General features: G+C 69.3%; 14 protein-coding genes and 1 tRNA gene. 8 read left to right on the top strand and 7 right to left on the bottom strand.

Going from position 1 to position 16,805, the window contains the following annotated elements:
• The first annotated feature begins 96 nt into the window (after window positions 1–96).
• On the top strand, window positions 97–591 hold the full coding sequence (greA, locus tag ASG71_RS13535) for a transcription elongation factor GreA (protein WP_056740175.1): 495 nt from the start codon (window positions 97–99) through the stop codon (window positions 589–591).
• A gap of 51 nt (window positions 592–642) precedes the next feature.
• Here greA and ASG71_RS13530 read toward each other — a convergent pair whose 3' ends face one another.
• The 4 genes from ASG71_RS13530 to ASG71_RS13515 form a co-directional block, all read right to left on the bottom strand.
• A complete protein-coding gene (locus ASG71_RS13530; RefSeq protein WP_056740173.1) occupies window positions 643–1,257 on the bottom strand; it encodes a rhomboid family intramembrane serine protease in 615 nt (204 codons plus the stop codon).
• Between the two features lie 10 nt (window positions 1,258–1,267).
• Window positions 1,268–2,506, bottom strand: a complete 1,239-nt coding sequence (gene ilvA / locus ASG71_RS13525) for a threonine ammonia-lyase (protein WP_056740171.1) — start codon at window positions 2,504–2,506, stop codon at window positions 1,268–1,270.
• A 12-nt stretch (window positions 2,507–2,518) separates the two neighbouring features.
• Window positions 2,519–3,856 carry an AI-2E family transporter gene (locus ASG71_RS13520; protein ID WP_082575175.1) on the bottom strand — a complete coding sequence of 446 codons (1,338 nt, stop codon included), beginning with the start codon at window positions 3,854–3,856 and terminating at the stop codon, window positions 2,519–2,521.
• Window positions 3,857–3,936: 80 nt separating this feature from the next.
• A complete protein-coding gene (locus ASG71_RS13515; protein WP_056740169.1) occupies window positions 3,937–4,905 on the bottom strand; it encodes an aldose 1-epimerase family protein in 969 nt (322 codons plus the stop codon).
• An 82-nt stretch (window positions 4,906–4,987) separates the two neighbouring features.
• On the opposite strand from ASG71_RS13515, the gene galT reads away from it, so the two are divergent.
• The 3 genes from galT to ASG71_RS13500 are packed head-to-tail and all read left to right on the top strand — an operon-like array spanning window position 4,988 to window position 8,566.
• A complete protein-coding gene (gene galT, locus ASG71_RS13510) occupies window positions 4,988–6,139 on the top strand; it encodes a galactose-1-phosphate uridylyltransferase (RefSeq protein ID WP_056740167.1) in 1,152 nt (383 codons plus the stop codon).
• Window positions 6,136–7,296: a galactokinase gene (galK, locus tag ASG71_RS13505; protein ID WP_056740165.1), complete on the top strand. Its 1,161-nt coding sequence runs from the start codon at window positions 6,136–6,138 to the stop codon at window positions 7,294–7,296. Before galT ends, galK begins: the two co-directional genes overlap by 4 nt.
• Before the next feature lie 34 nt (window positions 7,297–7,330).
• Window positions 7,331–8,566 carry an acetyl-CoA C-acetyltransferase gene (locus tag ASG71_RS13500; protein WP_056740164.1) on the top strand — a complete coding sequence of 412 codons (1,236 nt, stop codon included), beginning with the start codon at window positions 7,331–7,333 and terminating at the stop codon, window positions 8,564–8,566.
• 105 nt (window positions 8,567–8,671) lie between these two features.
• On the opposite strand, the gene ASG71_RS13495 is transcribed toward ASG71_RS13500, so the two are convergent.
• On the bottom strand, window positions 8,672–9,604 hold the full coding sequence (locus ASG71_RS13495) for a Bax inhibitor-1/YccA family membrane protein (RefSeq protein WP_056740162.1): 933 nt from the start codon (window positions 9,602–9,604) through the stop codon (window positions 8,672–8,674).
• Window positions 9,605–10,101: 497 nt separating this feature from the next.
• Between ASG71_RS13495 and ASG71_RS13490 the strand changes: the two genes are divergently transcribed.
• Genes ASG71_RS13490 through ASG71_RS13475 form a run of 4 tightly spaced genes read left to right on the top strand, consistent with a single transcriptional unit; the run spans window position 10,102 to window position 14,245 of the window.
• Window positions 10,102–11,385 (top strand): branched-chain amino acid ABC transporter permease, encoded by a 1,284-nt coding sequence (locus tag ASG71_RS13490; protein WP_157366450.1) that lies wholly within the window; start codon window positions 10,102–10,104, stop codon window positions 11,383–11,385.
• 9 nt (window positions 11,386–11,394) lie between these two features.
• The gene (locus ASG71_RS13485; RefSeq protein ID WP_056740158.1) at window positions 11,395–12,363 is read left to right on the top strand and encodes a branched-chain amino acid ABC transporter permease; all 969 of its coding nucleotides are present in this window, start codon (window positions 11,395–11,397) and stop codon (window positions 12,361–12,363) included.
• Window positions 12,360–13,475, top strand: coding sequence for an ABC transporter ATP-binding protein (locus tag ASG71_RS13480; RefSeq protein ID WP_056740155.1), 1,116 nt, complete (start codon window positions 12,360–12,362; stop codon window positions 13,473–13,475). The genes ASG71_RS13485 and ASG71_RS13480 overlap by 4 nt, the downstream gene beginning before the upstream one ends.
• Window positions 13,472–14,245: an ABC transporter ATP-binding protein gene (locus ASG71_RS13475; protein ID WP_056740153.1), complete on the top strand. Its 774-nt coding sequence runs from the start codon at window positions 13,472–13,474 to the stop codon at window positions 14,243–14,245. Before ASG71_RS13480 ends, ASG71_RS13475 begins: the two co-directional genes overlap by 4 nt.
• A gap of 858 nt (window positions 14,246–15,103) precedes the next feature.
• On the opposite strand, the gene ASG71_RS13470 is transcribed toward ASG71_RS13475, so the two are convergent.
• Window positions 15,104–16,456: an ABC transporter substrate-binding protein gene (locus ASG71_RS13470; protein ID WP_056740151.1), complete on the bottom strand. Its 1,353-nt coding sequence runs from the start codon at window positions 16,454–16,456 to the stop codon at window positions 15,104–15,106.
• Between the two features lie 198 nt (window positions 16,457–16,654).
• Window positions 16,655–16,728, bottom strand: a tRNA-Leu gene (locus ASG71_RS13465).
• Between the last annotated feature and the right edge of the window lie 77 nt (window positions 16,729–16,805).

The following is a 16,805-nucleotide window of genomic DNA, read 5'->3' as shown; positions in this document are numbered from 1 at the left end:
ACCCCGCTGAGCTGGTTACTGAGATCCATAAGTGGCCACCGTGGCGGGGTCTTTGCTTGTTTGACCAGCTTGTTTGACCATCAAAAGGAGAAGTCCGTGTCGACCACCAACAGCGCAACTGCAGCTTGGCTTACCCAGGAAGCTTTTGACCGCCTGAAGGCAGAGCTGGACCACCTCTCCGGCGCCGGGCGTGCAGACATCGTTCAGAAGATCGAAGCTGCCCGCCAGGAAGGCGACCTCAAGGAGAACGGCGGCTACCACGCCGCCAAGGAGGAGCAGGGCAAGATCGAGGCCCGCATCCGCCAGCTGACCGAGCTGCTCCGCGACGCGCACGTGGGCGAGGCCCCTGCCGACGACGGAATCGTCGAGCCGGGCATGCTTGTTGTCGCCAAGATTGCCGGTGACGAGGAGCGCTTCCTGCTGGGCTCCCGCGAAATCGCCGGCGACTCGGACCTGGACGTCTTCAGCGAAAAGTCCCCGTTGGGGTCCGCGATCGTCGGCCACAAGGAGGGCGACAAGCTCAGCTACACCGCCCCCAACGGCAAGGACATCGCGGTGGAGATCATCTCCGCCAAGCCGTACGCAGGCTAACTTCCCGCCACGACGCCGGCCCCCGCTTCCGCGGCGGGCCGGCGTCGGCGTTTAACCGCTGTCCCCGGCCGGCCGCGCCCGGCGCCGGCCCAGCAGCAGGGCGGCGGCCACGCCGCCCGCGGCACCGCCCAGGTGGGCCTGCCAGGAAACGTAGCCGGCCACGGTGGGCAGGACACCGAACAGGATTCCGCCGTAGGCCAGGAACAGCACCACCGAGAGCAGGATCTGGCCCCAGTGCCGGTTGACGAAGCCGCGCACCAGCAGGAAGGCGAACAGGCCGAAGACCAGCCCGGAGGCCCCGACCGTGATGTTGTAGCCGCCGATCAGCCACACCGCGGCCCCCGAACCCAGCCAGCTGGAGGCCAGCGCCGTGGCGAAGACCCGGACGCCGGAGAGGAACACCAGGAAGCCGAAGATGATCAGCGGCAGGGTGTTCGAGGCCAGATGGGCGAGGTTGGCGTGCAGCAGCGGAAATGTCAGGATGTCCAGCAGCCCGTCCGCCGAGCGGGGCCGCAGCCCGAAGGTGCCGTTGAGCGAGTGGAACAGCAGGGCGTTGAGGAACTCGATGGCATAGAGCAGCAGCACGAAGGACCCCACCACCAGCAGGCCCTGCCGCGCCCGGGCCGCGGCCGTGACCCGCCGCTGGCCACCGGACGCCTGCAGCACCGCCGCTCCCCTAGTGCACCACGATCGGCTGGAAGCCCTCGGCCCGGAGCGCGCCCAGGACCTGCTCGCAGTGTTCGTGGCCCTTGGTTTCGAGGTTGACGGTGATGGAGACGTCGCCCATGCTGATGGAGCCGCCCACCCGGGTGTGGTCCAGTCCGGTGACGTTGGCGTCGTTCTCGGCGATGATCCGGGCGATGGTCGCGAGCGAACCGGGCCGGTCATCGAGCATCATCCGGACGGTCATGTAGCGTCCGGCGGCGGAGAGGCCGCGCTGGATGACCTTGAGCATCAGCATCGGGTCGATGTTGCCGCCGGAGAGCACGATGGCGGTGGTCCCGGGGTTTTCGATCTTGCCTTCCATCAGCGCCGCGACGCCCACGGCGCCGGCGGGTTCGACGACCATCTTGGCCCGTTCCAGCAGGAAGATCAGGGCCCGGGCCAGGGCGTCCTCGCTGACCGTGACGACGTCGTCGACAAGTTCGCGGATGATGCTGAACGGCAACTGCCCCGGCCGGCCCACGGCGATGCCGTCGGCCATGGTGGAGACCCGCTTCAGCGGCACGAGGGCGTCCGCGGCGAGCGAGGGCGGGTAGGCGGCGGCGTTTTCGGCCTGCACGCCGATGATCCGGATCTCCCGGCCGAGTTCCTTTGCCCGCGCCTTCACGGCCACGGCGACGCCGGCCAGCAGGCCGCCGCCGCCGACACCCATCAGGATGGTGTCCACGTTCGGTACCTGTTCGAGGATCTCCAGGCCGACGGTGCCCTGGCCGGCGACGACGTCGACGTCATCGAACGGGTGGACGAAAACCGCGCCGGTCTCATCCGCGTAGCGCTTGGCCTCGGCGAGGGCCTCGTCCACGTTGTGGCCGTGCAGCACCACCTCGGCGCCGTGGCTGCGGGTGGCGGCGAGCTTGGGCAGCGCCACTCCGAGCGGCATGTAGATCCGGGCCTTGATGCCGAGGGCCTTCGCCGCGACGGCCACGCCCTGGGCGTGGTTGCCGGCCGAGGCCGCGACGACGCCGCGCTTTTTCTCCGCCTCGGAGAGCTTGGCCATCCGGACGTAGGCGCCGCGGACCTTGAAGGAGCCGGCGCGCTGCAGGTTCTCGCACTTGAAATAGACCTCGCCGCCGGCCAGGCCGCCGAGGGCGCGGGAGGATTCCACCGGGGTGCGGGTAATAATCCCGTCGAGCAGCTTCTGCGCCTCCAGGACATCGTCCAGCGTGACGGGCAGGCTCTCGGGGGTATTCACGAACTAATCTCCTTAGGGGGTTCCGGCGTCGGCGCCGGGGACGCGGGCCTCCCTGAAGCCCGGATCCTCGCCGGCGCCGGCAGCTGCCGGGGCTCCGTGCCCGTACGCGGCTGCCATCTTTCCATCATGTTCCCACGTTCTGCCCGCAATGTACCGAACGGCCGAGTTTGCTACGGCGAGGACCGGCACGGAGAACAGCGCACCCGGGATGCCGGCCAGGTAGGACCCGGCGGCCACGGACAAAATGACGGCCACGGGGTGCAGGGACACCGCCTTGCCCATGACGAGGGGCTGCAGGATGTGGCTCTCCAGTTGCTGGACCAGGAGCACGATGCCGAGCATGATCAGGGCGTTGACCAGGCCGTTGGCCACCAGGGCCAGCAGCACGGCGATGGCGCCGGTCACGAGCGCGCCGACCACGGGGATGAAGGAGCCGATGAAGACCAGCACGCCCAGCGGCAGCGCCAGGGGCACGCCGATGATGGCCGCGCCGACACCGATCCCGACGGCGTCGACGAACGCGACGAAGAGCTGTATGCGGGTGTAGCTGACCATCGAGGTCCAGCCGCGCCGGCCCGCGCCGTCGACGGCGGGCCGGGCCTTGCGGGGCATCAGCCGGACCAGGAAGCTCCAGATCCGTTCGCCCTCCAGCAGGAAGAAGATGGTCACGAACAGGGCGATCAGCAACCCGGCGGCGAAGTGGCCGGCGGTGCTGCCGAAGGTCAGCGCCCCGCTGAGGATGCTGCTGCTGTTGTTCTGCAGCGCGTCGGTGGCGTCCTTGATGTACGTGTCGATCTGGGCCGCGGTCAGGTGCAGCGGGCCCTCCGCGAGCCAGGTCTGGACCTGTTGGACGCCGGCCAGCGCCTGGCCCCAGAGCTCGCCGAAGCCGGTGAAGAGCTGACGGCCCACGAGGGCCAGCGCACCGGCGATCAGGCCCAGGAAGCCGAGCAGGGTGATCGCCACCGCGGCGCCGTTGGGCACCCGGTGGCGGTGCAGCCAGCGCTTGACGGGGCTGAGCAGCCCGGCCAGCAACGCCGCGACCATCACCGGGATGATCAGGAAACTGATTTTGCTCAGCAGCCAGACCAGCGCCCCGGTCACCAGCAGGATCAGGCCGATCCGCCACGCCCACGACGCCGCGATCCGGACGCCGTAGGGGATGTCCTCGTCCAGGTCCCGGTCGCTGCGGACCCGCCGGGCGCCGGGCGTCGGCGCGGCACCCGGCAAGGCCGCGGCGGCCTCCCCGCCGGGGACGGCGGTGGCAGCGGCGGAGGGGGCGGAAAGTTCCGGGGCGGCGTAGCCGGGCAGCGCGGAATCGGGTCGGTTGGCGGCGTCCTCAGCTGGCGTCATAGCCCCATAATTCCGCAGTGCGGCTGGGAAAGGAAACGGACACGGCCCGCCGGTGCCGGGCAGGGCCTGCCTGCGGTGCCTTAGCTGCCCAGCTCGGCTGTGATTCCCCACTCCATGCTGAACGACTCCCCGGCCGGCAGCCAGCGCAGGCCGTCGCCGCTGTTGAAGGCGTTCGCGGGCCCGGTCATCGGTTCCAGGGCCACCGCCGTGGCCCTGCCGGGGAATTTGTCCGTCACGAAGACGTGGACGTAGCCGCAGGAGGTGTCCTGCCAGAGGCTCACGCTGCGGCCGTCGTCCGCGCGCAGCGTGCTGCGGGCTGTCCCGCCGTCGAAGTCCAAGTCCGTGTAGGCGCAGTCCAGGTCCATTCCGCCCACCCGGCGGCCGGCCCGCAGGTCGAACCCGCCGTCGGCCGGCCCGGTGCCGCGGGGAATGAGCCGCTCGTCCGTCACCAGCCGGGTCCGCCCGCTGACGGTCAGGGTGAGGTCCTCGCTCGGGACCTCGCCGAGGCGCAGGTAGGGGTGCGCGCCGAGGACAAAGGGGGCCGGCTCCTGGGAGTCATTGACCAGCGTCTGCCGGACGTCCAGGCCCAGGTCCTCCCCGAGCGTGTACCGCACCCGGTGCCGGAGCAGGAACGGGTAGCCGTGCTGCGGGAAGATTGCCGCCTCCAGGGTGACCGAGAATTCGGACTCGTCCACCAGTTCGTAGGGAGAGTTCCGCAGCAGTCCGTGGCTGGCGTTGTTCCGCCCCACCTCGGTGATGTCCAGCTGCTGCTTCTTCCCGTTGAGGGTCCAGACGCCGTCCTCCACCCGGTTCGCCCACGGCGCGAGGGTGATGCCGGCGGCGCCGGGAGCGATCTCCGCGTCCGCGTACGTCTCCGTCAGCTGGGTCCCGGCCCGGGCGTAGAGCCGCAGGCCGGCGGCCAGTTCAGTCACGACGGCGAGCGCGTCGCCACGGCGCAGCTCGTATTGCCGGCCGGTCGCATAGCGCCGGGCGGAGGCGTCGGGGTCGGAGGCGGTAGCGGGCGCAGCCGGGTCGGCGGTGGAGTCCATGGGCACCACGGTACCGAACCGCGTCCGCGGCCGTACACGCGGGGCTTTACCGGATTTCTCCGAAGTCTGATCGAATGATGGCATGCGCGCCGACAGCATCACCCCCGTCACCCTCGCCGATGGCCGGGAGCTCTTCTACTTCGCTGACGCGGGCAGGACCGGCGGGCCGGCACGCCCCGACCCCCGGGAGGCCGCGGACCGCCGGGCACCGGAAGCCCGCGGCGGCGCCGGGGAGCTGCGCTTCGATGCGCTCACCGGCGAATGGGTGGCCATCGCCGCGCACCGCCAGTCCCGCACCCACCTCCCGCCCGCCGCCGAGTGCCCGCTCTGCCCCAGCACCCCGGAGCGCCCCTCGGAAATCCCGGCCCCGGACTACGACGTCGCGGTGTTCGAGAACCGCTTCCCGTCGCTTGGGCCCGACGTCGGACAGCTCCCGGAGCAGCCCGGCTGGGGAACCAGCACGCCCGCCTATGGCCGTTGCGAGGTCATCTGCTTCACCCCGGAACACACCGGATCCTTCGCCGGCCTCGGCGAAGCGCGGGCCCGCACCGTGGTGGAGGCGTGGGCGGCCCGCACTGCCGCGCTCAGCGCGCTGCCCGGGGTCCGCCAGGTGTTCCCGTTCGAGAACCGCGGCGCGGACATCGGCGTCACGCTCCACCACCCGCACGGGCAGATCTATGCCTACCCCTACCTGCCGCCAAGGGCCGCGGTGTTGTCCGCCGCGGCGCAGCGGCATTACGACGCCGCCGGCGGCCGGGAGACGCTCACCGGCTCACTGCTGCGCGCGGAGAGCCGGGACGGCAGCCGGATGGTGCTGGAGGGACGGCACTTCAGCGCCTACGTGCCCTTCGCCGCGCGCTGGCCGCTGGAAGTCCACCTCGTGCCGCACCGGCAGGTCCCGGACCTTGCCGCGCTCGACGGCGGCGAACGGGACGAACTGGCCGTGCTGTACCTGGCGCTGCTGCGCCGGCTTGACGCCCTGTACCCCACGCCGACGCCGTACATTGCCGCCTGGCAGCAGGCCCCGCTGGAGACGGCGGCCCGCGCCGCCGGCCACCTGCACCTGCAGCTGACCTCGCCCCGCCGCGCCGCGGACAAGCTGAAATACCTGGCCGGCTCCGAAGCCGCCATGGGGGCCTTCATCAACGACACCACCCCGGAGGCCGTCGCGGCCCGGCTGCGCGCCGCGGACCCGGACTCCTCCTCCGCCGGCACGGAAGGCAGCACCCGATGAACACTCCCCTGGGCACCGCTGAACTGCGCTCACGGTTCGAAGCGACCTTCGGCGCCGCCCCCGACGGCCTCTGGCAGGCCCCCGGCCGGGTCAACCTGATCGGCGAACACACGGACTACAACGAGGGCTTCGTGCTGCCGTTCGCGATCGACCGGGCAGCCCGGGTGGCGGTCCGGCTCCGGACCGATTCCACCGTGCGGATGCTCTCCACCTTCGGCAACCAGGGCCTGACGACGGCGGATGCGGCGGCGCTGGATCCGGCTACGGCCAAGGGCTGGACCAAGTATCCGCTCGGCGTCATGTGGGCCCTGCAGCAGCGCGGCGTGGAGGTCCCGGGCCTTGACCTGCTGCTCGACTCGGACGTGCCCCGGGGCGCCGGGCTGTCCTCCTCGCACGCCATCGAGTGCGCCGTCGCCCTGGCCCTCAACGACCTCACCGCGGCCGGCCTTGGCACCGCCGACCTGGTGCTGGCCACGCAGCGCGCAGAGAATGAGTTTGTCGGTGCCCCTACCGGCATCATGGACCAGTCCGCTTCGCTCCGGGGCGCCGAGGGCCGGGCCGTGTTCCTGGACTGCCGGGACCAAAGCGCCCGCCTGGTGCCCTTCGACGCCGGGGCCGCGGGGCTGGTGCTGCTGGTGATCGACACCGGCGTGACCCATTCGCATGCCGGCGGCGACTACGCGGCCCGGCGGGCCTCCTGCGAGCTGGGTGCGGACGTGCTGGGAGTCCGGGCGCTGCGCGACGTGGCGCTCTCCGACCTGGCGGAGGCGGCCGGGCTGCTGGACGCGGAGACCTTCCGCCGGGTCCGGCACGTCGTGACCGAGAACGACCGGGTACTGCAGGCCGTGGAGCTGCTCGAGCACGCCGGGCCGCGGGCGATCGGCGCGCTGCTGGACGCCTCGCACGCCTCGATGCGGGACGACTTCGAGATTTCCTGCCCCGAACTGGACCTCGCGGTCGACACGGCGCGCGCCGCGGGCGCGATCGGGGCCCGGATGACCGGCGGCGGCTTCGGCGGCTCCGCGATCGCCCTCGTGCCGGTGCAGGACGAGCAGGCGGTGCGGGCCGACGTCGGCCGGGCGTTCGCGCGCGCCGGCTACGGCGCCCCCACGGTGTTCCCGGTCCGTCCCGCGCCCGGCGCGCGCCGGCTGGCCTGACCGGCCGCTCCGGGCCGGGAGTAGGCTGGGCCGCATGCCGGAAGCTGTCATTGTCGCCACTGCCCGAAGCCCCATCGGCCGCGCCTTCAAGGGCTCCTTGAAAGACGAGCGGCCCGACGACCTGGCCGCGGCCATGGTCACCGCCGCCCTGGCGAAGCTGCCCGGGTTCGACCCGAACGACGCCGGGCGCGGCCTCGACGACCTGTACCTGGGCTGCGCCGAACCCAGCGGCGAGGCCGGCTCGAACATGGCCCGGGTCGTGACGATCCTCGCCGGGCTCGACAACGTGCCTGCCGCAACCATCAACCGCTTTTGCGCCTCCAGCCTGCAGACCCTGCGGATGGCGTTCCACGCCATCAAGGCCGGCGAGGGGTCGGCCTTTGTCGCCGCCGGCGTCGAGGCGGTCTCCCGCTACCGCAACTGGGCCGGGGCCGGGGAGACCGACGCGGGCACCCACAATCCGTTGTTCGAGGCGGCCGGAAAGCGGACGGCGGCCCGTGCCGCGTCCAACACTCCGTGGACCGACCCCCGGCTGGGCGGACGGATGCCGGACATCTACATCTCCATGGGCCAGACCGCCGAGAACGTCGCCACCAGCTACGGCGTCAGCCGCGCCGACCAGGACGCCTGGGCGGTGCAGAGCCAGAACCGGGCCGAGGCGGCGATCGCCTCCGGCTTCTACGCCCGCGAAATCACGCCATACACGCGCCGCGACGGAACGGTGATCGACCGGGACGACTCGCCGCGGGCGGGCGTGACCCTGGAGGCGGTGGCGGCCCTGCAGCCGGTGTTCCGCAGTGCTGGGACCGTCACGGCGGGCAATGCCTGCCCGCTCAACGACGGCGCCGCCGCCGTCGTCGTCATGAGTGACACCCGTGCCAAGGAACTCGGACTGCAGCCGCTGGCCCGGATCGTCTCCACCGGCGTCAGTGCCCTCTCCCCCGAACTGATGGGCATGGGCCCGGTCGAGGCGACCCGCCGTGCCCTGCAGGCCGCGGGGCTGTCGATCGGCGACATCGACCTGGTGGAACTGAATGAGGCGTTCGCGGTCCAGGTGGTGGCCAGCGCCAGGGAACTGGGGATCGACCCGGACCGGCTGAACGTCCACGGCGGCGCCATCGCCCTGGGGCACCCGTTCGGCATGACCGGCGCCCGGATGACCGCCACGCTGCTGAACGGGCTGCGCCAACGCGACGGCAGCCTGGGCCTGGCCACGTTGTGCGTCGGCGGCGGCCAGGGCATGGCCCTGGTGCTGGAGCGGCTCGCCTGACCCAGGCGCGTTCCGCAGACACAGCAGCGGGCCCCGCCGGCCGAATCGGGTTCGGTCCGGCGGGGCCCGCCGCGGTGGTACTGCCCGGCCCTTAGGCCGGGGCTGTTAGTCGTCGCCGCGCAGGATGGCCAGCAGCCGGATGATCTCCACGTAGAGCCACACCAGGGTCACCGTCAGGCCGAAGGCCGCGGTCCAGGAGAAGCGCTGCGGGGCACCGGCGCGGACGCCCGCCTCGATGCTGGTGAAGTCCATGATCAGCGAGAAGGCGGCCAGGCCGATCGCGAGCAGGCCGATGAAGACGCCCAGCGGAATGCCCATGATTTCCACCTCGGTGCGCAGGCCGAACGGGGAGTCAACCGCGCCGGTCCACATCATCACCATGTTGATCAGCGCGAAGACGGCGTAGCCGATCAGGGCGATCATGAAGAAGCGCATGGCCTTCGGGGTGGCCCGGACCTTGCCGCTCTTGAACAGCATCAGGGTCACGGCGAAGACCGAGAGCGTGCCGATGACGGCCTGCAGTCCGACGCCGGGGAACATGCCGTCGAGGATCCGGGTCAGGCCGCCGAGGAAGAGGCCCTCAAGGGCGGCGTAAGCCAGGATCAGGGCCGGCGAGGGCTGCTTCTTGAAGGTGTTGACCAGGGCCAGCACAAAGCCGCCGAGGGCGCCGACAATCATCAGCATGGAGGCCAGGCCCTGCGCCACCACGAGGGTGACGGCTGCGCCGGCGATCACGGCGCCGAGGCAGGCCGCGGTCTTCATGATGACGTCGTCGAAGGTCATCCGGCCGGTGTCGGCGGGTCCGGCAGCAGGACGGTTGTACATGTCCTGCAGCTGGTCGCTGCTCATGGCCTGCTGCGCCGGGTTCCAGCCGGCCTGGGCCTGGCCGAAGCCGTTCTGGCCGTATGGCGCCTGGCCGTACGGCTGCTGGCCGTAGCCGTACTGGCCCTGCCCGTAGGGTGCATGCGGGGCCGGCGGCGCCTGGGTGGCTCCACGGAAGTTCTTTCCGTTGAAGATCGGGTTTCCGCCTAGTGCCATTGCTGGTGTCCTCCAAGTAAGGGGGTAAGTGATGATCGGTCATGCGGATCGATAAGACCCACGCTACCAACTCCCACGTCCCGCGGGCAGGGAAAGTTCCCCGGGCACCGGGCCGCAACCCAACCGTGACCTGCCCCCGGCCGGAGCGCCGCGCCGCTGCGGGCAACCGCAGGGAGCCCGGCCCGGGAACTGTTTAGAAGGCTCCCGGAACAACAAAAGTTTTCTTAAGTGCGTCTAAACCTCTTCGGCGGCCGCGCTTCACGGTTGTTACGGGATCGCGATGTTTCCGCCGTCGGGAGCGGTCTTTTTCACCTTCTCCGGCCTGTAGCATTGGGCCACAGGGTGACGGACATCACAGCCTTGCGGCCCGCCCGTCACCTCACCGTTCGCAGCGGTTGCAATGGCGCAACTCGCACCACCCCCATGTGGAGGTTTTCAATTTGAGAAGCACACCGAGAGGCCTGTCGCAGCGGCGGCGGGGCAGACTGCTGAAAGCTGTGGGGGCCGTCTTCGCCGCCGTGGCAGCCCTTCTGCTCATCGTCGCCCCGGCATCCCAGGCCGCGACCCCCTCGCCGACACCATCCCCGTCGAGCACCACGTTCCAGAACAGCATCAGCGGCTTCCTGCGCGGCGATGACCGCGCCCCGCTCGCCGATGTGACCATCACCGCCAAGAGCGGCGACTTTACCGGGACGGCCAAATCGGGTGCCAACGGCTCCTGGACGATCGGCGTCCCCACGCAGGGCACCTACGAGGTCGAACTGGACGTTAATACCCTCCCCGAGGGCATCAAGCTGGCCGATGGCCAGGAGAACCCCCGCAAGGTCACCTTCAGCCAGACCTCCAACCTGTCGGTGATCTTCGCTTTCGGCAAGGGCATCGTCGTCCAGGAACAGGACTTCGGCCAGAACCTGCTCAACCGCCTCGTGGCGGGCCTGAGCTTCGGCCTGCTCCTGGCGCTGGCCTCGGTCGGCCTGTCGCTGATCTTCGGCACCACCGGCCTGACCAACTTCGCCCACGGTGAGATGGTCACCCTCGGCGCCGTCCTGGTCTTTGCGTTCAACGCGATGAACCTGCCGTTCTGGCTGGCCATCCTGCTGGCGCTGCTCGGCGGCGGCCTCTTCGGCTACGCGCAGGACGCCGGGCTGTGGAAGCCGCTGCGGCGCCGCGGCACCGGACTGGTCCCGATGATGATCGTCAGCATCGGCCTCGCCCTCGCCGTCCGCTACGTCATCCAGTTCTACTTCGGCGGCGCCACCCAGCAGCTGCCCTACGCGCAGAGCGCGGAGATCCAGATCGGCCCGGTCTCGATCTCCCCGAACAACCTGTGGTCCCTGCTGATCAGCGTCGTCGTCATCGCGGTGCTCGGCGTCATTCTGCTCAAGACCCGGCTGGGCAAGGCCACCCGCGCGGTTGCCGACAACCCGGCCCTGGCGGCTGCCTCCGGCATCGACGTCGACTCGGTGATCCGCATCGTCTGGGTCACCGGCGGCATGCTCGCCTCCCTCGGCGGCATCCTGTGGGCGTACTACCGGCCCGGTGTCACGTTCGACATGGGTTCGCAGATCCTGCTGCTCATCTTCGCCGGCGTGACCCTCGGCGGCCTCGGCACAGTCTGGGGCGCCCTGTTCGGTTCCATCATCGTCGGCATCTTCGTGGAGCTGACCACCGTCTTCGGCCTCGCCGCCGACCTCAAGTACGTGGGAGCACTGTTCATCATGATCGTTGTCCTCTTGTTCCGGCCCCAGGGCATCCTGGGCCGCCGCGAGCGCGTGGGTTAGGAGACAAACATGGACTTCGGATTCATCCTTTCCAGCGCTGCCGGTGAACTGCTCAGCCCGACGACGGCGGCGTACGCGCTTGCCGCGCTCGGCCTCGCGGTGCACTTCGGCTACTCGGGCCTGCTGAACTTCGGCCAGGCCGGATTCATGGCGGTCGGTGCCTACGGCTTCGCCATCTCCACCCTGACCTTCCACGTGCCGTTCTTCGTGGGCCTGCTGATCGCCGTCGTCTGCTCGGCAATCTTCGCCCTGCTGCTCGGCATCCCGACGCTTCGGCTCCGGGCGGACTACCTGGCCATTGTCACGATCGCGGCGGCCGAAATCGTCCGTTACATCGTCACCACCAACCAGCTGACCTCGGTCACCGGCTCGGCCAACGGCCTGGCGGCGTTCGAGGGCGACTTCTACGCCATGAACCCGTTCCCGAACGGGGACTACTTCGGCATGAACAACCGCGACTTCTTCATCCGCGTGGTCGGCTGGGGGCTCGTCATCGTCTGCTGCGTGCTCGTCTGGCTCCTGATGCGCAGCCCCTGGGGCCGCGTCCTGAAGGGCATCCGCGAGGACGAGAACGCGGTCCGCTCGCTGGGCAAGAACGTCTACTCCTACAAGATGCAGGCCCTCGTCATCGGCGGCGTGCTCGGCGCCCTGGCCGGGATGGTCTTCACCCTCCCCCGCGGCGCGGTGCAGCCAGCCAACTACGGCACGGAGCTGACCTTCTTCCTCTACACCTGCCTGCTGCTCGGCGGCCTCGGCACCGTGCTGGGACCCGTCGTCGGGGCAATGATCTTCTGGGTGGTGCTCTCCCTCACCCAGGGCGTGCTCTACGGCCTGATCGAATCGGGAGCCGTCACGTGGCTGAACACGGTCCAGGCCGGCCAGCTGCGCTACATCCTGGTCGGCATCGCACTGATGCTGCTGATGATCTTCAGGCCCCAGGGCGTCTTCGGCAACAAGAAGGAGCTGGCGTTCGCATGAGCATGCACAGCGAAACACCCCAGACAGGCGGCGGGAGCACCGGCGCCGAAACCATCGACTACATGACGGACACCCGCCCGATTGCCGCCGGGGAGATTGCACCCGGCTGCAAGAAACGGGATCCGATCGTGGTGGCGGAGAACGTCACCCGCAGCTTCGGCGGCATCAACGCCGTCGACGTTGAATACCTGGAAATCCCCCGGCACAAGATCACCGCCCTGATCGGGCCGAACGGTGCCGGCAAGACCACCCTGTTCAACCTGCTGACCGGCTTCGACACCCCCAACACGGGCAAGTGGCAGTTCGAGGGCAACAGCCTGGCCGGCGTCTCCTCCTACAAGGTGGCGCGCATGGGCATGGTGCGCACCTTCCAGCTGACCAAGGTCATGGGCAAGCTGACCGTCATGGAGAACATGCGCCTGGGCGCATCCAACCAGTCCGGCGAGAAGCTCTACAAGGCTTTGTTCAAGGGCATCTGGGGCGGCCAGGAAAAGAAGATCACCGAAGAAGCCAACGTGCTGCTGCAGAAGTTCAAGCTCGACGCCAAGAAGGACGACTACGCCGCGTCCCTCTCCGGCGGCCAGCGCAAGCTCCTGGAGATGGCCCGCTCGCTGATGGTCCGCCCGAAGCTCGTCATGCTCGACGAGCCGATGGCAGGCGTCAACCCGGCGCTGACCCAGTCCCTGCTGGACCACATCAAGAACCTCAAGGCCGAGGGCATGACCGTGTTGTTCGTCGAACACGACATGCACATGGTCCGCCACATCGCCGACTGGGTCGTGGTGATGGCCGAGGGCAAGATCGTGGCCGAGGGGCCGCCGGCGGACGTTATGAAGAACCCTGCCGTGATCGACGCCTACCTCGGCGCCCACCACGACGTAGACCTGGGCGATTCCGAGGGCATCAAGGAGCTCGCCGCCGAGCTCGAAGCCGACGAGGAATCGATCGTCGGTACCGAGAGCGCCGGCATCATCTCCTCCGACGTCCTGGTCGCCGAGGCCGGCCCCGAGACCGGACCCGGCACCGCGCCCGGGACGGCACACGGGCGGCACAGCGCCGAGGAGCCCACGAGCAGCGAACAGCCGCCCCGGACAGTGAAGGACACCGAATGAGCGCCACCAGTGCGGCCCCGGCCGCGAAAAATGCCTACGACGGCGATTCAGTGGTCAAGGTCACCGACCTGGTGGCCGGCTACCTTCCGGGCGTCAACATCCTCAACGGCTGCAGCATCGAGGCCCGTAAGGGCGAGCTGATCGGCATCATCGGCCCCAACGGCGCCGGCAAGTCGACCCTGCTCAAGGCCATGTTCGGGCTGGTCAAGGTCCACTCCGGGTCCGTGGTGGTCCGGGGCCAGGACATCACCGGGCTGAAGGCGAACAAGCTGGTGACCAAGGGCGTCGGCTTCGTCCCGCAGACGAACAACGTGTTCGCGGCGCTGACCATCGAGGAGAACCTCCAGATGGGCATGTTCCAGCGGCCCAAGGACTTCGCCGAGCGGTTCGACTTCGTCGCCGGGCTGTTCCCGGAGCTGGCCAAGCGCCGGGCGCAGCGGGCCGGATCGCTCTCCGGCGGCGAGCGCCAGATGGTTGCCATGGGCCGGGCGCTGATGATGGATCCCGCCGTGCTCCTGCTCGACGAGCCCTCCGCAGGCCTCTCCCCCGTCAAACAGGACGAGACCTTTCTGCGGGTGCACGAGATCAACCGGGCCGGCGTCTCGGTGATCATGGTCGAGCAGAACGCGCGCCGCTGCCTGCAGATCTGTGACCGCGGCTATGTCCTGGACCAGGGCAAGGACGCGTACACAGGTACCGGCCGGGAACTGATGAAGGATCCCAAGGTCATCCAGCTCTACCTGGGCACCCTGGCCGACACCGTCGAGTAAGGTCAGGTCTCCCGGCCGGCCAGCCCCGTCCGGGCGCTTCGAAGGGCCGTCACCTCACCGGTGGCGGCCCTTCTGCGTGCCCGGGACGTGTGCCGTCCACGTGCGGCGCACGGGCGCCTCCGCAGCCACTTGCTCGGCGCCTGCGCTCGTTCCTCCCCGGCGGCCCCCTCCCCTCGCAAGCTCGGGCACGGAACCCTGCCGCCGTGCCCAACGCGACAACGGCGCTTTCGCAAGCGCCTGCCTCCGTCGCCCTTCCTTCTGAGCCACGTTTTCGCGGCGGTTTCGGACCGGCGCACCCCGCCCACCGGAGCCCCCGCCAGCGTCCGCTCCTCTCGTTTCCGCGCCGGTTTCGGACCGGCGCACCCCGGGCCCGCGCAGCCCTCGTCCGGAACCGCAGCGAGAATCCGGTTCCCCAGCCCCCATGCGGCTCGCGGCGCCCTACTGCGGCTGCGTGCGGGTCCCACCGCCCCGCCCACCGGAGCCCCGGCAGTGTCCGCTCCTTTCGTTTCCGCGCCGGTTTCGGACCGGCGCACCCCGGGCCCGCGCAGCCCTGGTCCGGAACCCCAGCGAGAATCCGGTTCCCCCGCCTCCACGTGGCTCGCGGCGCCCTCCTGCGGCTGCGTGCGGGTTCCACAGCCCCCGCCCCACCGGAGCCCCCGCCATCACCCGCTCCTCTCGTTTCCGCGCCGGTATCGGACCGGCGCACCCCGGGCCCGCGCAGCCCTGGTCCGGAACCGCAGCGAAAATCCGGTTCCCCAGCCCCACGAGGCTGGCGGCCGGCGCTCCCGCGGGCCTGGACGCAAAGAGACCCCCGTCCGGCCGGACGGGGGTCTCTTGCTGTCGAGGAGCTAGGCGGCCTTAGAGCTTGCCGAATTCTTCCTTGACGGGCTTGTAGCTGTTGTCATCCTGGTACTCGTAGATGCCGATGTAGGCTTCCGTCGGGTCACCGGCGTCGGAGAACGATACGGGGCCGGACTGGCCGTCGTAGTCGATGTCCTTGCCGTTGCGGAGCAGGGTGACGCAGGAGGCGAAGTTGTTGCACTTCTCGCCGCCTTCGGAGACTGCCTTGAGCTGCTTTGCGATGTCGGCACCCTTCGTGCTCTTTGCCGCTTCGGAGGCCAGCGCAATCAGGTTGACGGCGTCGTAAGACTCACCGGCGTAGCTGTAGTCCTTCAGCGCCGGATCGATGGCGAGCAGCTTCTTCTTGAAGTCGTCCTTCGCGAAGGTGCCCGGGATGGTGCCCTGGGCCCCCTTCAGGGTGCCGGCCTTGAAGTCCTTGCTGTAGTCGGACATGTTGCCGTCCACCATGAAGATCTGCGTGGGCTTGATGCCCTTGCCGGTCATCAGCGGAACGATGCTCTTGGCCTGGTCGAAGGTGATCAGGGCGATCGCATCCGGCTTGGCCGCGAGGACCTTGTCCACCTGGCTGCTGAACTGGGAGTCGCCTTCGTTGAAGAGCTCCTCCGCGACAACCTTGCCGCCGGCGGCTTCAACGGCCGACTTCACATTCTTGGCCAGGCCCGTGCCGTAAGCGTCGTTCAGTACGATCATGCCAACGGTCTGGGCGCCACAGGTGGCCATGTAGTTGCCGAGGACCTTGCCCTGCAGGACATCCGAGGGGGCGGTGCGCCAGTAGAGGCCCTTGTCGTCCCACGAGGTGAAGTCCGGCGAGGTGTTGGCCGGCGAGAACTGGATGACACCCGCACCGGTGATCTGGTTGATCACGGTCTTCGAGACGCCCGAGGAGGCGGCACCGATGATGGCGCTCACGCCCTGGCCGAGCAGCGCGGTGGTGGACTGGGTGGCGATGTCGGTCTTGGTATCGCCGGAGTCGCGGTGGATGACCTGGACAGGCTTGCCGAGGACGCCGCCGGCGTCGTTGACTTCCTTGATGCCGAGGTTAACGCCCGCGATTTCCGGCGGGCCGAGGAAGGCCAGGGAGCCGGTGGTCGGCAGCAGCGAACCAATCTTGAGCGGAGTGTCCGTCGTGGTCGAGGACGCGGGCACGGAACCCTCGGCGCTGGCCGAGCTGGTGGCACCGCCGGTTGCGCTCGGGGCCGGGCAGGCGATGCCAGCGGCCTGGGCGGATGCCGAACCGGTTGCCGACGGCGTGTTGGACGAACCACCACAAGCCGTAGCCAGAAGGGCGACGCCGATGCTGAGCGCTGTGAGCTTAGCAATGCGCGGCGCCACCTGGGGGACTGAAGTCATAGAGAAGTCTCCTCGATCTAAAGGTGCGAACGGCCTTTGATGCGAAAGATCAGGTGTTCCTGATTTAGATTCAAGCTAATGCAATTTCAGGCCGAACATAAGTGACTAGGGTCACATCCTTATAACACTCGTTGCATAGAGGAAATCCGGGACCCGGTCCACCCAAATCCGGGCAGCCCAAAGCCGCCGGAGAAATTGTGCCCCAGCAGGGACTCGAACCCTGAACACGCGGATTTTAAGTCCGCTGCCTCTGCCAATTGGGCTACTGGGGCGCCCGGTCAATGGTATCCCGGCCCTGCGCCGCCGGCGGTGCTTCCACCGCCGCGTTATGGCCGCCGCGGTGCGGCCA

It is taken from the genome of Arthrobacter sp. Soil763 (assembly GCF_001428365.1).
Classification (GTDB): domain Bacteria; phylum Actinomycetota; class Actinomycetes; order Actinomycetales; family Micrococcaceae; genus Arthrobacter.
The sequence above is the reverse complement of the archived record's forward strand: the minus strand, read 5'-3'. Positions and strand labels throughout refer to the sequence as shown.

What these genes read in the sequence shown, in the direction of transcription:
- ASG71_RS13480 (WP_056740155.1), top strand. Translation starts at nt 12,360, where the DNA reads ATGAGCATGCACAGCGAAACACCCCAGACAGGCGGCGGGAGCACCGGC.
- ASG71_RS13515 (WP_056740169.1), bottom strand. Translation starts at nt 4,905, where the DNA reads ATGGACTCCACCGCCGACCCGGCTGCGCCCGCTACCGCCTCCGACCCC.
- galT (WP_056740167.1), top strand. Translation starts at nt 4,988, where the DNA reads ATGCGCGCCGACAGCATCACCCCCGTCACCCTCGCCGATGGCCGGGAG.
- ASG71_RS13495 (WP_056740162.1), bottom strand. Translation starts at nt 9,604, where the DNA reads ATGGCACTAGGCGGAAACCCGATCTTCAACGGAAAGAACTTCCGTGGA.
- ASG71_RS13485 (WP_056740158.1), top strand. Translation starts at nt 11,395, where the DNA reads ATGGACTTCGGATTCATCCTTTCCAGCGCTGCCGGTGAACTGCTCAGC.
- ASG71_RS13500 (WP_056740164.1), top strand. Translation starts at nt 7,331, where the DNA reads ATGCCGGAAGCTGTCATTGTCGCCACTGCCCGAAGCCCCATCGGCCGC.
- galK (WP_056740165.1), top strand. Translation starts at nt 6,136, where the DNA reads ATGAACACTCCCCTGGGCACCGCTGAACTGCGCTCACGGTTCGAAGCG.
- ASG71_RS13520 (WP_082575175.1), bottom strand. Translation starts at nt 3,856, where the DNA reads ATGACGCCAGCTGAGGACGCCGCCAACCGACCCGATTCCGCGCTGCCC.
- ASG71_RS13475 (WP_056740153.1), top strand. Translation starts at nt 13,472, where the DNA reads ATGAGCGCCACCAGTGCGGCCCCGGCCGCGAAAAATGCCTACGACGGC.
- ASG71_RS13470 (WP_056740151.1), bottom strand. Translation starts at nt 16,456, where the DNA reads ATGACTTCAGTCCCCCAGGTGGCGCCGCGCATTGCTAAGCTCACAGCG.